Genomic DNA, 14,121 nt, shown 5'->3' with positions numbered 1-14,121 from the left:
GTTGGGAGCTGGCCATGGAGGCTATGGGGGTTGAATTTGGGGGACTGGAGGCGATCCGCCCTTCGTTGTGGGCGGCCACAGCCCTCTGGAGCCTGGGGTTGATGTGGGGGTTGTCGCCATTGCACCGCCGCCTGCAGGAGGGTTGGGAAAAGCAGTTGTCCTGGGATCCCAGTGGGGCTCTGGCCTCTTTGCTCAGCGTCATCCCTTTCCTGTTGGCAGCAGCGGTGGTGGTGGCTTTCACCGAGATCTCGTTGGGCAAAAGCTGGGCCGTCTCCTGGGGCCTTATTGCCTGTGTTGGCGGTGGCCTCTATGAGCTAGGCCGGCGGGACAATGCTCGCTAACCCAACGCCGGCCTCTCTCCCTCTGGGAGAGTAGACAATGCTAAGAGCCGTACCTAGAGCGATGACTCCCTTAGAAGAAGCGGCGGAAGCGGCGGCTAAGCTGCTGGTGTTTCGGGAAATCTGCGCCCATCCCCTGGCCCTGGCCTGGCAGGAGCTCATCCAGCAGTTGATGAGCGGGGATCCCCTGCCCTGCTGGAGAGCCTACGGGCGCTGGTTTGAGCTTTTGGCCCGGCAGGGCTTGAGCTGGCGGGAGTGGCTAATCCAGGAAATCCGCTGGGCCGATAACCCCTTCTCGCGGGCGGCGCTGCAACCCCAAGGGATCCCGGCACCCCTTTTGCAAGCGGCCCGCCACGATCTCCGCTGCCTGCAGATCCTGGCCGATAGCCAGGAGACCATTGCTGAGCAGATGCAGGCGCTGGGCTTGGGGATCCCCTGGCCGGATGAAAACCCCAGCAGCTCTGGCTGGGATCCCCGCCCTTTTGCCGATTGGGGCCAGAGCCTGGAGGCCTTAATTGCCCACTACCGCCAAGGGGGAGTGGGGCTCTATGGTCGCTATTGGGCGTTTCGCTGGGGGCCGGCAGGGCTAGAAGGGATCCCCACTCCCGATCTGCCCGACTGGGAGGAGATCTACGGCTACGAACGGCAGAAACGGCAGTTGGCCGCTAACACCGAAGCCCTCCTGCGGGGGGAGCCGGCGCTGCATGTGCTGCTTTACGGGGCGCGGGGCACCGGCAAGTCTTCCCTCGTGAAAGCGTTGTTGCGGCGCTACGGCCCCCAGGGGCTGCGCCTTTTGGAGCTGCGACGAGCAGATTTGGCTCAATTGCCGCAGATCTTGGCAGAGCTGGGACAGCAGATGCTGCCCTTTGTTCTCTTTGTGGACGATCTCTCCTTTGAGGCCGACGAGACCGAGTTTAAGCAGCTCAAAGTGCTGCTGGAAGGGGATCTCCTCCCACCGCCGCCCAACGTGCGTCTCTATGCCACCAGCAACCGCCGCCATCTTATCCGCGAGTTTTTTGGCGATCGCCCCCCTCCCCAGGAGCAAGAGGTGCACGCCTGGGATACGGTGCAGGAGAAGCTGTCGCTGCGGGATCGCTTTGGCCTTACCCTTACCTTTACCCCTTTTAGCCAAGCTGACTACCTGGCTACAGTAGAACACTTGGCGCAGCGGCTGGGTCTCCCTCAACCTTTAGAGACCTTGCGCCGCCAAGCCCTCCTCTGGGCGCAACAGCAAAATGGCTTTTCCGGTCGCGCCGCCCGCCAGTTTTTGCAGGCCCTGCAGGCCGGCCTGGTGGAAGGTGGATAGCCAGCGGATTTTTCTAGGGGCAAGGAGGACTACAGTAGCCACTCGGAGGCGCGCTCTCCCACCCCTTGCAAATTCAAAGGAATGACCACCGCTTTGCCTACGCGGGGTTTCTGTCGGGTAGCTTCAATTTCTCGCTGCACCGTCTCCCATACCCCCCACGCCTGCAGATGGGCCATGACCGACTCTAGGCGAGCCAGATACTCGGCTTCACTCAAAGGGAAAGAGGGCTGCTCCAGGTAGCGCCACATCACCAACAGAACCACCTTGTCCCCCCTGCGGCGCAGTTGCACGTCGTAGGAGCAGCCCCACTTCTCCCGCAGCAAAGCTTGCAAGTCAGCTCCCGTCATAGTCAGCCTGGAGGCGGTTGACGATCCCAGGCAAACCTCTTGCCTTGGGTTGCTCCTAGCTTTGCATTTCTTAATGAAATTGGCTAGGGGACTCAGCTAGGATAGTGTCGCTTGTCAACGAAGATTAAAACTTCTCAGGCTTTCCTGACCATTATGACCGAGGCAATTAGCAACTTTGAAGCGCCGCCCATGAGCCGGCGGGTTTTTCTCAACGCCCTCCTCAGCGGCTCAGTGGGGGTGGTGGTGGTGGGCACCCTCTACCCGGTGGTGAAGTACTTTATTCCTCCCTCCGCTGGTGGAGCAAGCGGGGGGGTAATAGCCCAGGATGCTCTTGGCAAGCCAATTAGCGTGAGCGAGCTGCTGGCTACCCACGCGGCTACGGATCGGGTGCTGGCCCAAGGCTTAAAGGGGGATCCCACCTACATCGTGATTGACAATGGGGCGGTAGCCAACTACGGCCTCAATGCCGTCTGCACCCACCTTGGCTGCGTGGTGCCCTGGAGTGCAGGAGAAAACCTCTTCAAGTGCCCCTGTCACGGATCCCAGTACGCAGCCAATGGCAAGGTCATTCGCGGGCCGGCTCCCCGCTCCCTGGAGCTAGTTAGCGCCACGGTGGAGGGCGACAACATTCGCTTCAGCCCCTGGCAGGGCCCCGATTTCCGTGAGACCTAAGGCGGGAGGACAGCCCTTCCAAGGGGCGCCATTGCTGAGGGGGGAGAGGGGGAAAGCCTGTTGTGGCGCTGGTCTTGGCCAGGGCGCCCCTAGGCTTTTAAGGGTAGGGTCCAAGGAGCTTTTGCAGATTGGAATTGCACTTTTGAGCTGAACTTATGAGGAGAATTTTTTATTTGGCCTTGTGTGCGCTGCTGCTGCTGGGAATGGGAGCCCGTCCGGCCGCAGCCTATCCGTACTATGCCCAGATGGCCTACGACAACCCCCGCGAGGCAACGGGGAAAATTGTCTGCGCCAACTGCCATCTGAACACCATGCCTATCCGGGCCGAAGTGCCGCAGGCGGTTACCCCCGGCCAGGTGTTTACCATCAAGGTCGGGATCCCCTATGACTTGAGCAAGCAGCAGGTGCTCGCCGATGGCAGCAAAGGCGGTCTGAACGTCGGCGCGGTGGTGGTGCTGCCGGAGGGCTTCCGACTGGCTAGGGAGGAGGAAATGACAGAGGAGCAGCGGCAGGAAACCGCTGAGACCTACATCACCCCTTACAGCGACGCCAAGCCCAACATCCTCCTGGTGGGCCCCTTGCCCGGTGAGCAGCACCAGGAAATTGTCTTCCCGGTGGTAGCCCCTGATCCGAAGGAGGATCCCTCGGTGGCCTTTATGAAATATCGGGTTTACATTGGCGCCAACCGCGGTCGTGGCCAGATCAACCCCGATGGCAGCCTCAGCAACAACAATGTCTTCCGCGCTCCTGCCACTGGTCGCCTGACTAGCATTGCCACCCTCGAATCCGACCTTAGCGACCTGCCAGCTGAGCTGGCTGCCCTAGTGCCCCCCGAATACGAGTTGCCAGGCACGCGGGTGCTCAGCTTCGAGACCGAAAACGGGATCCAGCACCTCGTGGTGCCGCCGGGGCCGGAGTTGGTGGTCAACATTGGCGATACGGTCAAAGAAGGGGATCCGGTTACCAACAACCCCAACGTAGGTGGCTTTGGCCAAGCAGAGCGGGATCTGGTGCTGCAGAACCCAGAACGGGTGAAGTGGTTGGTGGCCTTCCTGGCGGCGGTAGCTATTACCCAACTTCTGCTGGTGCTCAAGAAAAAGCAAGTGGAGCTCATTCAGGCGGCAGAACTTTTGGGCTAGCCCAACTGCTGCTATCACGCTCCCGCACCCCGGAGCCAGCCGGGGTGTTTTTTCTAGGGGATCCGCAACTCTCCCACTATGACCAGCACTGCCTGCCCTGCAATCTCCACCCGAGAGCCGCGATGGCAGCACCAGAGCTCGCCTCCTCGCGCCGAGAGCTGCCGCACCCTGAGCTCCCTTTGGCCTAGGCGCTCCGACCAATAGGGCGCCAGCAGACACTGGGCAGACCCGGTTACTGGATCCTCCGGGATCCCCAACTGGGGGGCAAAAACGCGACAGACGAAACCCTCCCCCCTCTCTGCAGCGGCGGTGACGATCAACCCGGAAACAGGCAGCGCCTGAACCCGGTTCAAGTCCGGCTGCACCTGTTGGATCTGTTGTGCCGAAGCCAGCACCGCTACCCCCATGCTGCCGCGGTACAGCTCCAAGGGGGGGATCCCCAAAGCCGCCGCCACCTGGTCTTGCGCTTCCAGCCAAGGCTGGGGAGTTTGGGCGGGGAAGTCCATCGCCAAACGATCCCGTTGCCGCCGCACCGACACCTGGCCACTGGGGGTGGAGAAGGCCACCTCCTGCGCTTCTGGGTGAACCTCGCTCAGCAGTACATGAGCAGCGGCTAGGGTGGCATGCCCGCAGAGAGCCACTTCCGTGGTTGGTGTAAACCAGCGCAGCCGGTAGTGAGGGAGGCCCTCCTGGGATCCCTGAGGCAGCAAAAAAGCGGTTTCCGAGAGATTGTTCTCTGCTGCAATTGCCTGCAAAAGTTCCTGCGGCAGCTCCTGGGACAGCAAGCAAACCGCCGCTGGATTGCCCCTGAAAGGCACCGCCGTAAAGGCATCCACCTGAAACAACGGGATCCGCACCTAGCTTGTTCAGCCCACCTCAAGCCATGATCCCACAACAGGCCCAGAAGTAGAGAGATCCGCACCTAACCGTACCTGCCAAAACTAGGGATCCCGCCAAAAGGGGCTATTGCCAGGCTGGAAAGCCGACTGATAAACTAGCACTCGTGAGCCGAGAGTGCTAAAACCGCCGCGAACGCAAGTTTCCCTCTATCACTCTTTGGCTTCCTGCTATAGGCATCAGGGAGGACACTTAGTATGGCTGCAGTAACGCTAAACGTCTCTACGCTGAAACCCCTAGGCGACCGGGTGCTGGTGAAAATTGCCCAGCAGGACGAGAAAACTGCAGGCGGGATCTTTTTGCCTGACACTGCCAAAGAGAAACCGCAGGTGGGGGAAGTGGTTGCTGTTGGCCCCGGCAAACGCAATGATGAGGGCAAGCTCATCCCAATGGAGCTGAAGGTAGGGGACAGGGTACTCTACTCCAAGTACGCTGGCACGGAGGTGAAGCTAGGCAGCGAGGAGTATGTGCTGCTAGCTGAGCGGGATATCCTCGCCATTGTCCAGTAGTTTTCTGTTCTTGAGCAAGAGGCAGCAAATACAGGAAGTAGGCTAATAGGTGCCACTAGCTAACTCTCGCTTGCTTCCCTACTTTACCCTTCGTTTACTGACAGTGAGAGGTTGACTATGGCTAAGACGATTATTTTCAGCGAAGAAGCTCGTCGTGCTCTTGAACACGGCATGGACATTTTGGCGGAAGCCGTAGCTGTTACCCTTGGCCCCAAAGGGCGCAACGTGGTGCTGGAGAAAAAATTTGGCGCACCCCAGATTGTTAACGATGGGGTAACCATTGCCAAAGAGATTGAGCTGGAAGACCACATTGAAAACACTGGCGTTTCTCTAATCCGTCAGGCCGCCTCTAAGACCAATGACATTGCTGGCGACGGCACCACTACAGCTACGGTCTTGGCCCACGCCATGGTGAAAGAAGGGCTCAAGAACGTGGCCGCCGGCGCCAACCCCATTGCCCTCAAGCGGGGCATTGACAAGGCGGTGAAGTTCCTGGTGGACAAAATTGCTGAACATGCCCGCCCAGTAGAAGACTCCAAAGCCATTGCCCAGGTGGCGGCCATTTCCGCTGGCAACGATGAGGAAGTGGGCCGCATGATTGCCGAGGCCATGGAAAAAGTGGGCCGCGAAGGGGTGATCTCCCTGGAAGAAGGCAAGTCCATGACCACGGAGCTGGAAGTGACGGAGGGGATGCGCTTTGACAAAGGCTATATTTCCCCTTACTTCGTCACCGACACCGAGCGGATGGAGGCGGTCCTGGAGAACCCCTACGTTCTCATCACGGACAAGAAGATTACCCTGGTGCAAGACCTGGTGCCAGTTCTGGAGCAAGTAGCTCGCGCTGGCCGTCCATTGCTAATCATCGCTGAAGACATCGAGAAGGAAGCGCTGGCCACCCTGGTGGTGAACAAGCTGCGGGGCGTGCTGAGCGTGGTGGCGGTGAAAGCCCCTGGCTTCGGGGATCGCCGTAAGGCCATGCTGGAAGACATCGCCATTCTCACCGGCGGCGAGGTCATTAGCGAGGAGCGCGGCCTGAAGCTGGAGAATGCCCGGCTTGAGTCCTTTGGCTCGGCGCGGCGCGTCACGGTAACTAAGGATCACACCACCATCGTGGCGGAGGGCAACGAAGCGGCTGTGAAAGCTCGCTGCGAGCAAATCCGTCGCCAAATTGAAGAGACCGACTCCACCTACGACAAAGAAAAACTGCAAGAGCGCTTGGCCAAGCTGGCTGGCGGCGTGGCAGTAATCAAAGTGGGCGCAGCCACCGAAACCGAAATGAAGGATCGCAAGCTGCGCCTGGAGGACGCCATCAACGCCACCAAAGCGGCGGTGGAAGAAGGGATCGTCCCTGGCGGTGGCACCACCCTGGCGCACCTCATCCCAGTGGTTACGGAGTGGGCGCAGGCCAACTTGTCCGGCGATGAGCTGGTGGGGGCTATGCTGGTGGCTCGCGCGCTGGGTGCTCCGCTGCGCCGCATTGCCGAGAACGCTGGCCAGAACGGCTCGATTGTGCTGGAGCGGGTGAAAGAGAAACCCTTCACGGTGGGTTACGACGCCCAGAACGACGCCTATGTGGACATGTTTGAGGCGGGCATCGTTGACCCGGCCAAAGTTACCCGCTCTGCCCTGCAAAACGCTGCCTCGATTGCCGGCATGGTGCTCACCACCGAAGCCATCGTGGTCGACAAGCCCGAGCCTAAGAACAACAAGCCAGCGGGCGGCGGTGGCGCAGATGACTACGACTACTAATCCTCGGGCACTAAATCGGCTGCCTCGTCAGCCCGTAGTCACCTGCTCTGAATAGAGCTTCCGGGATCCCCTGCAGCGGGATCCCGTTTTTTAGCTGTTGAGGCGGATGTCAGGGCAATTTGACGCCATTGGCAGTCCTCCCTTCCTCTCTTGCTAGGAGGGGGGTGAGGGAATCCTCGGTCGAGTGGGTGGAAAAGGGGAAGGTAGCGTGGCTCAGTTAATCTGCATTGGCCTAGACCTGGCCTGGTCCAGCCGCAACCCCTCGGGGGTGGCAACGTTGCAGGTCGAGGTCAGGGATCCCGACGCTCAAGCCTTGGCGGGACGCCTGCTGGACAGCCGCATCCTGCAAACCGACCAGGAAATCGTGGACTATATCCAAGCTCAAGCCGGCGGGGATCCCTGCCTGGTGGCGGTGGATGCTCCCTTGCGGGTCCCCAACCTTACTGGCCAGCGGCGGGCGGAAGCTGAACTAAACCGAGTGTTTCGCCCCTACGCGGCTGGTGCCCACCCGGCCAACCGCCGGCTTCTGGAAAAAGACGGCCAGGTGCGAGGAGAGGCGCTGGTGCAAGCCCTGTCTGGCTATGGCTTTCAGGAGCAGGCCAGCATCGAGCAGGGACGCCTAGCCCGCCAGATTACCGAAGTCTTCCCCCACAGTGCTATGGTGAGCCTGTTTGGCCTCAGCCGCAGCCTTCCCTACAAAGCGCGTCCCCGCCGCCGCTGGCAAGCGCGAGAACAGGCCTGGCGTCTGTACCAGCAACATTTGCGCGCCTTGGCCAGTGCTGATCCCTCTCTGCAAGGCCACGAGCCCCTGCTCCAAGTGGAAGTGGGATCCCTTAGAGGCCGTCGGCTCAAAAACTACGAAGACCAAGTCGATGCCCTGCTGTGCGCCTACATCGCCCTCTACGGCTTCCGCTGGGGATCCCAGCGCTGCCATAGCTTCGGAAGTCTGCAGGAAGGGCACATCTTCACGCCCCTGCCCAGTAACCTCCAAGGTCAAGGGGGGTTAGCCTTGGAGCCCTCCTGGGCGACGTGATTAAGACACGACTAATACATAATACGTGTAATGCAACATGGTTAATACATTAAGGGGAGCCAAAGCAAGGAAATGAACGTACAACTGGGCCGCAATCGACAGGCAAGACGGGCGTACGGGCTGGATGAGATTGCGCTGGTACCGGGCAGGCGAACTCTGGATCCTAGCCTGGTGGATACTCACTTCACCCTAGGAGGGATCCAACGGCCCATCCCCATCATCGCTAGCGCCATGGACGGTGTGGTGGATGTCAGGATGGCCATCCTCCTTTCCAAGCTGGGGGCGATGGGTGTGTTGAACCTAGAGGGGATCCAAACCCGCTACGCGGATCCCGACGAGGTGCTAGACCAAATTGCTGCGGTCGGCAAAGACGAGTTTGTCCCCCTGATGCAGCGCCTCTACAGTGAACCCGTCAAGCCGGAGCTCATCCAAGAGCGCATCCGCCAGATCAAGGCTGCCGGTGCCATTGCTGCCGCTAGCTGCGTGCCCGCCCATGCGGCTGAATATGGCCCCCTGGTGGCAGAAGCAGGCGGGGATCTGTTTTTCGTCCAGGCCACCGTGGTTTCCGTCCATCACAAGGTGCCTGAGGGCATGCAAAAGCTGGATCTGGCCGCGTTCTGCCGCTCCATGCCCATTCCCGTGGTGCTGGGCAACTGCGTCACCTATGACGTCGCCCTGGAGCTGATGCAAGCGGGAGCGGCTGGAGTGCTGGTGGGCATCGGCCCCGGTGCTGCCTGCACCTCCCGCGGCGTGCTAGGAGTAGGGGTGCCCCAGGCTACTGCCATTGCCGACTGCGCTGCCGCCCGCGACCAGTTCTTGGCCGAAACCGGCACCTACGTTCCCATCATTGCCGACGGCGGCCTGGTGACTGGCGGGGATATCTGCAAGGCCATTGCCTGTGGAGCCGACGCCGTGATGATTGGATCCCCCTTAGCCCGCGCCCAAGAGGCACCCGGTCGCGGCTTTCACTGGGGCATGGCCACCCCCAGCCCGGTCTTGCCCCGCGGCACCCGCATCCGGGTGGGATCCACCGGCACCCTGGAAGAGATCTTGTGCGGCCCTGCCCGCCTGGATGATGGCACCCACAACCTCTGGGGCGCTCTGCGCACCAGCATGGCCACCCTGGGTGCCGCCAACCTCAAAGAAATGCACCAGGTGGAGATCTGCATCGCCCCTTCCCTTTTGACCGAGGGCAAGGTGTACCAGAAGGCGCAGAGCCTGGGCATGGGGAAATAGTCTCTCAGAAATGCTAGACTCAGGGAGCCGAGGGGGCGGTTAGCTCAGCGGTAGAGCGCCTGCCTTACAAGCAGGATGTCACTGGTTCGAGTCCGGTACCGCCCATCCCCATTCAGGTTTGCAGCTTGGGATACACTCGCTAGCCAGGGCTGGATCCCTGAGGTAGAGTAATGAAGGTGGAGCCTGGATCATCTACCACCGTTGGGTCTCGCATTGAGTCTGGCTCAAAAAGTGTGTAAAGTGGTAGACGACATCGACGGGGGCTGTACTATGTTCTTCTAAAGTCCGCAATTGTCAGGCTCGCTCTCGAGTTAGACAGCTTGTTGCTTTTAGAAGACACTGCTACAGCCAAGACAGGTGTGAGGACAAAGAAGAAGGAGAGAAACATGCCCGCGAAACACGCGAATCCCTGGAAAACGCTGCTGGCTGGCACCCTGGGTGCAGCGGCAGTTCTGACCCCTGGAGTGGCCTATGCCCAAGCTACAGGGCCTGTCACTTCGATCTCTGAGCTTTCCGATGTTCAGCCTACTGACTGGGCATTCCAGGCGCTGCAATCTCTGGTCGAGCGCTACGGCTGTATTGCTGGCTACCCTGACCGCACCTTCCGCGGCAACCGGGCCATGACCCGCTACGAGTTTGCCGCCGGGATGAATGCCTGCTTGGATCGCATCAACGAGCTGATTGCCGCTGGCCTGGCCGACAAGGTTTCTAAGGAGGACTTGGCTACGCTGCAGCGCTTGCAAGAGGAGTTTGCCGCCGAGCTGGCAGCCCTGCGGGGACGGGTCGAGGCAGCGGAGGCTGATATCAACGACCTGAAGGGTAAAGTCTTCAACCCGGTCACCAAGCTGAATGCCCAAGTGATCACCGCTGTCCTGGGCAGTGCCCTCACCGACGACCGGGTGGTCAACAACAGCGTGGTGGCCGAGAGGGATCAGGCGAACATGACCCTGCCCTATCGGGTGCGGCTGAACTTCGACGCTTCCTTTGCTGGGCGTGACCGTCTGCGCATTCGTCTGCAGGCTCGCGATGCGGTAACCACCTTCTTCGAAGGGGATCCGGGCGTTGGCTTCCAAGGGGGGGGTGGCGGCACCTTCACATTGGCTCAGTTGCTCTATCAGTTCCCTGCTTTCGACCGCGCTGCCACCATCTACGCCGGCATCACGGGCACGGGGGTGTCCAGCGTCCTGCAGTACAGCGTTCCCTTTGATGCCCTCTCCGATTTTGCCGATCTCCCCAACTCCACGGGAGATGTGCCCAGTGGAACTCTGTTTGGCTTCCGCTTTCGCCTCAGCGACCAGTTTCGTCTGGCCTACGCCTACAGCACCCGCGGCGGCCAGACCTTGGGCAGAGGTTTTGGTGACAGCGGTTTGACCGGTAACGACAGCGCCCACACGGTGGAACTGGGCTTCCTGCCGACGAAAGGCCTGGAGTTCTACCTGCAATTTGCTTCCACCTATCTGCAGGACGCTAGCCGTGGCCCTGGTTTCCTGGCTACCGGCAGCAGCCTTTTCCGTGGGCCGCTGCGCCAGAATGACGTCACTCCTTCGGCTCGGGTCAATGCCTTTACGGCGGCCGCCACCTGGGAGATTAGCCCACGCATCATCCTGTCCGGCTGGTTTACAGCAGGCAATGTTGATTACAACCTGCCCAACGTGGTACCAGCTGGCACCATCGATCCGGGCGATGAAGACTTCAACGGGTTCTTGCTTGGTTTTGCCTTCCCGGATCTCTTCATTGAGGGTGCCAAGGGTGGCGTAGTCTTCGGTCAGCCGATCGTGACCACTGACAACGAGGGGGTTTGGGATACTCGGCCCTTCATTGTGGATGTCTACTACAGCTTCCCAGTGAACGAGTACATTACCCTGACGCCCGCCGCCTACTTTGTGAGCAACCCCAATGGGGGCAGACCAGGGGACAACGACCCGACCATTGGTGTGGGTGCTCTGCGGGCAGTGTTCACCTTCTAACCCATTGCTCTCCTGCCAACAACTGGGGGATCCGCTGCGGCGGATCCCTTTTTTTGGGTTAATGGGAAGTCTCCTGGGATACAACAAGCTAGGGGTTACAAAAGGGGCACTGAGCTGGATCCGCCCAGGTCTCTGCCACAGGCTCGGTGTGGGTGTGGGAACAGCGGCCACAGCCATACACCCACGCCTTGGTTACGGGGGTAGGGGCACCACACTGGCCGCAGGGCAGCCCAGGCAGCGCACGGATGCGCCAGTAGCCGGGAGTGCCGCAGGCAGGGCAGAGGCTTTGGGCTTTGGCGATGAGGTTTTGGGTGGCTGCCGCAATCACCTGCAGACGGGTTGGGTTGTACAGGGCCCGCATGTCGGTTTCCAGATGCAGCCCTCCCTGGCGGGCCAGCAGCTCTTCCACCACCTGCTTTAGGGTTGCTTCGTCCTGGATCCCTTTGTGGATAAGTTGGGGGTTTTCCGGCTGGTCGAGGGCAATTAGGGCGTGCTCGGGGAAACCTACTTTTTGGGCAAAGTCCAGGGCTTCTGCAAAGCTCTGCACCCAGCGATGGCTGAAATTGGTTTGGGTGCTTTCTGCGTAGCCCACCAGCTCCAAGGGATCCGCGCCCGGTTCAAAAACCTTGAGCATGACCCATTCCTGGTTCCAAGGGATCCAGGGAAGCTGGGGGTGGGGGCCGAAGGATCCCTCGCTGGCCAAAAGCAAGGGGGCAGGACAAACTTGGCGGGCTCTCTCAATTTTTAAGCGTAGGGTGTGGATGGGATCCCCCGGCCGGGGCCGCTCCCGCGAGAAGGTGCCCAGTTGGTCGGTATCAAGAGGTATCACCTGCACCTGGATCCCCAGCTGTTGGGCCAAGAGGGGGCCGATTACCTGCTCTTTGCGATGCAGGGTTGCCAAGTAGGCAACCCGACCCTTCCAGTGCATCATCCAGAACTGACCCCGAGCTGGCAAATGAAGCCTACCGCCTTGTCATGGGGCAAATCAAGATGGCTCAAACCAGGGGATGGGGTTCTGGTGCCAGGCCCAAGTGGGCAAGGGCCTCGGCCAAGGCGGCCTCCCGGCTTTCCACAAACCGCTCCGCCGGCAGGGGCAAACGTAGGCTTTCCAGGCGCTGTCGGATCCGGCCCCTGGCCCCGACAATCCACACCTGCTTGCCGCGATCTAGGGCCTCACGAATGGCATTTTCTAGAGAAAGCGTTGCCGAAACCCCTAGCATTGGCACATCCGACAGATCCACCACCAAAGCTTGGCAGGAGGCCACCGCCTGGTATTGGCGGGAAATGGCCTGGGAAACCCCGAAGATCATCGGGCCGCTCAGGTAAAACAGCAGCACCTGGCCGCGGCCCTGGCGCAGCAACTCCTTTTCCCGCGGCGTGAGATCTACAGCATCGTCGGCATCGGTAATGGCTTTCACCTCTTCCGACTGGAGCTCGCTCAGGCGCTGGATGGTAAGCAAATTGGCCACAAACACCCCTACCCCCACAGCGGCAATGAGATCCACGAACACCGTCATGAACATCACCCCGTACATGATGGCTGCCCCTTTAAGGGAGAGGCGGTGGGCCCGTTTCAGGAAGCTCCAGTCGAGGATGTCCACCCCCACCTTAAAGGCAATCCCCGCCAGCACCGCCATCGGGATCCCTTGGGTGAGGGGCGCGGCAAACAGCACCACCATCAAGAGGAGAAGGGCGCGAGTGATGCCGGCCAAGGGCGTACGTCCTCCCGATTGGATATTCACCACCGTGCCCATGGTCGCCCCCGCCCCCGGCAACCCCCCCAAGAAGCCGGAGACCAGGTTGCCGATCCCCTGCCCAATCAGCTCTTGGTCGGAGTCGTGGCGGGTGCGCGTGAGGTTGTCGGCAATCACTGCTGTCAACAGGGTATCAATGCAGCCCAGCATGCCCAGCACCACGCCGTCCAACACCAAGCTGGGCAGGGAAGCCAAGGGCAGCTGTGGCCATTGCACCTGGGGCAAGCCGGTAGGGATGGGGCCAATGCGCCGCAGATCCCAATCAGCCATGAACAAGTTGGCCACCAGCGTTCCCAGCAGCAGAGCCACCAACTGGGGCGGCACCGCCTGTCGCCAAGGCTTGGGATAGAAAAAGAGGATGGCCAGAGTCAGCAGCCCCAACCCCAGTTCCGGCACCTTAAGGTTAAGCAGGTAGGTCGGCAGATTCTGCACGGCCCCAATCACTCCCCCCTGGCTGGCGTGGCCCAACAGCGGCGGGATCTGCAGCAAAATCATGATCCAGCCGATCCCCGACATAAAGCCGGAGATGACGCTGTAGGGCATGAGGGTGATGTATTTGCCCAGCTTCAGGGATCCAAACAGAATTTGAAACAGTCCCCCCAACATCACCACCGTGAAGGCCGGCCCCAGCCCCTGATCCGGATAGCTGGCGGTAACCTTGGCAATGACTGCCGTCATCATCACCGTCATCGGCCCGGTGGGCTCGGAGATGAGGGTAGGGGTACCGCCAAACAGGGCGGCAAAAAAGCCCACACACACCGCCCCGTACAAACCTGCCACCGGCCCCGCCCCGGAAGCCACCCCAAAGGCCAGAGCCATCGGCAGCGAGACAATCGCCGTCGTCAGCCCGCCGAAGAGATCCCCACGCCAGTTTTCTAGGCTTAGCCGCCGCTGCCAATCCAGAAATCTCCTAGCGCCGGACTGCATGCTCCACCCCTCTCGACACTATGTAGATAGGCTACCATTGAGCGTTACCATAAGGAACAGACTAGAAAATAGATTTCTATCTATAAGTTTCTTCAGGGATCCCCCTTTGGCTCCGAGTTGCAGAGCTGCTCTACCCCAGCAAAAGGCAATGGTAGACTGGAAACACCTGGATTGTTGGTTACTCCCCTAGGTTGCCGACGGTTGGCGGGCGGCAACCGTGGGGTTTCTTGCCCTGCCCACACCCAAG

General features: G+C 60.5%; 13 protein-coding genes and 1 tRNA gene. 10 read left to right on the top strand and 4 right to left on the bottom strand.

Features of this window, described 5'->3' with window-relative positions; genetic code table 11:
* Positions 1–23: 23 nt before the first annotated feature.
* Both NW830_RS04390 and NW830_RS04385 read left to right on the top strand, forming a co-directional pair.
* The gene (locus NW830_RS04390) at positions 24–341 is read left to right on the top strand and encodes a hypothetical protein (protein ID WP_414334789.1); all 318 of its coding nucleotides are present in this window, start codon (positions 24–26) and stop codon (positions 339–341) included.
* A 61-nt stretch (positions 342–402) separates the two neighbouring features.
* Positions 403–1,644: an ATP-binding protein gene (locus NW830_RS04385; protein WP_414360646.1), complete on the top strand. Its 1,242-nt coding sequence runs from the start codon at positions 403–405 to the stop codon at positions 1,642–1,644.
* A 29-nt stretch (positions 1,645–1,673) separates the two neighbouring features.
* Here NW830_RS04385 and NW830_RS04380 read toward each other — a convergent pair whose 3' ends face one another.
* The gene (locus tag NW830_RS04380) at positions 1,674–1,991 is read right to left on the bottom strand and encodes a DUF3067 family protein (RefSeq protein ID WP_414360649.1); all 318 of its coding nucleotides are present in this window, start codon (positions 1,989–1,991) and stop codon (positions 1,674–1,676) included.
* Between the two features lie 153 nt (positions 1,992–2,144).
* Here NW830_RS04380 and NW830_RS04375 point away from each other — a divergent pair, with 153 nt between their 5' ends.
* Both NW830_RS04375 and NW830_RS04370 read left to right on the top strand, forming a co-directional pair.
* Positions 2,145–2,663: a cytochrome b6-f complex iron-sulfur subunit gene (locus NW830_RS04375; protein WP_414360813.1), complete on the top strand. Its 519-nt coding sequence runs from the start codon at positions 2,145–2,147 to the stop codon at positions 2,661–2,663.
* Between the two features lie 155 nt (positions 2,664–2,818).
* Positions 2,819–3,802 carry an apocytochrome f gene (locus NW830_RS04370; RefSeq protein ID WP_414360652.1) on the top strand — a complete coding sequence of 328 codons (984 nt, stop codon included), beginning with the start codon at positions 2,819–2,821 and terminating at the stop codon, positions 3,800–3,802.
* Between the two features lie 53 nt (positions 3,803–3,855).
* On the opposite strand, the gene NW830_RS04365 is transcribed toward NW830_RS04370, so the two are convergent.
* Positions 3,856–4,659 (bottom strand): PhzF family phenazine biosynthesis protein, encoded by an 804-nt coding sequence (locus NW830_RS04365; protein ID WP_414360655.1) that lies wholly within the window; start codon positions 4,657–4,659, stop codon positions 3,856–3,858.
* Between the two features lie 237 nt (positions 4,660–4,896).
* Here NW830_RS04365 and groES point away from each other — a divergent pair, with 237 nt between their 5' ends.
* The 6 genes from groES (at position 4,897) to NW830_RS04335 (ending at position 11,193) form a co-directional block, all read left to right on the top strand.
* Positions 4,897–5,208: a co-chaperone GroES gene (gene groES, locus NW830_RS04360; protein WP_414360657.1), complete on the top strand. Its 312-nt coding sequence runs from the start codon at positions 4,897–4,899 to the stop codon at positions 5,206–5,208.
* 117 nt (positions 5,209–5,325) lie between these two features.
* Positions 5,326–6,957: a chaperonin GroEL gene (gene groL / locus NW830_RS04355; RefSeq protein WP_414360659.1), complete on the top strand. Its 1,632-nt coding sequence runs from the start codon at positions 5,326–5,328 to the stop codon at positions 6,955–6,957.
* Positions 6,958–7,165: 208 nt separating this feature from the next.
* Positions 7,166–7,990, top strand: coding sequence for a DUF429 domain-containing protein (locus NW830_RS04350; RefSeq protein WP_414360660.1), 825 nt, complete (start codon positions 7,166–7,168; stop codon positions 7,988–7,990).
* Positions 7,991–8,062: 72 nt separating this feature from the next.
* Positions 8,063–9,226, top strand: coding sequence for a GuaB3 family IMP dehydrogenase-related protein (locus NW830_RS04345; RefSeq protein ID WP_414360663.1), 1,164 nt, complete (start codon positions 8,063–8,065; stop codon positions 9,224–9,226).
* A gap of 33 nt (positions 9,227–9,259) precedes the next feature.
* Positions 9,260–9,331, top strand: a tRNA-Val gene (locus tag NW830_RS04340).
* Positions 9,332–9,612: 281 nt separating this feature from the next.
* Positions 9,613–11,193, top strand: coding sequence for an iron uptake porin (locus NW830_RS04335; protein WP_414360666.1), 1,581 nt, complete (start codon positions 9,613–9,615; stop codon positions 11,191–11,193).
* An 88-nt stretch (positions 11,194–11,281) separates the two neighbouring features.
* On the opposite strand, the gene NW830_RS04330 is transcribed toward NW830_RS04335, so the two are convergent.
* Complete coding sequence (locus tag NW830_RS04330) at positions 11,282–12,124, bottom strand: DUF6671 family protein (protein WP_414360668.1); 843 nt, start codon at positions 12,122–12,124, stop codon at positions 11,282–11,284.
* Between the two features lie 64 nt (positions 12,125–12,188).
* Positions 12,189–13,874 carry a SulP family inorganic anion transporter gene (locus NW830_RS04325; RefSeq protein WP_414360671.1) on the bottom strand — a complete coding sequence of 562 codons (1,686 nt, stop codon included), beginning with the start codon at positions 13,872–13,874 and terminating at the stop codon, positions 12,189–12,191.
* Between the last annotated feature and the right edge of the window lie 247 nt (positions 13,875–14,121).

The organism is Synechococcus sp. OH30 (assembly GCF_047462175.1).
In the GTDB taxonomy this organism is placed as follows: domain Bacteria; phylum Cyanobacteriota; class Cyanobacteriia; order Thermostichales; family Thermostichaceae; genus Thermostichus.
Note: the sequence above shows the minus strand (reverse complement) of the source record. Positions and strands in the feature narration are given on the sequence as shown.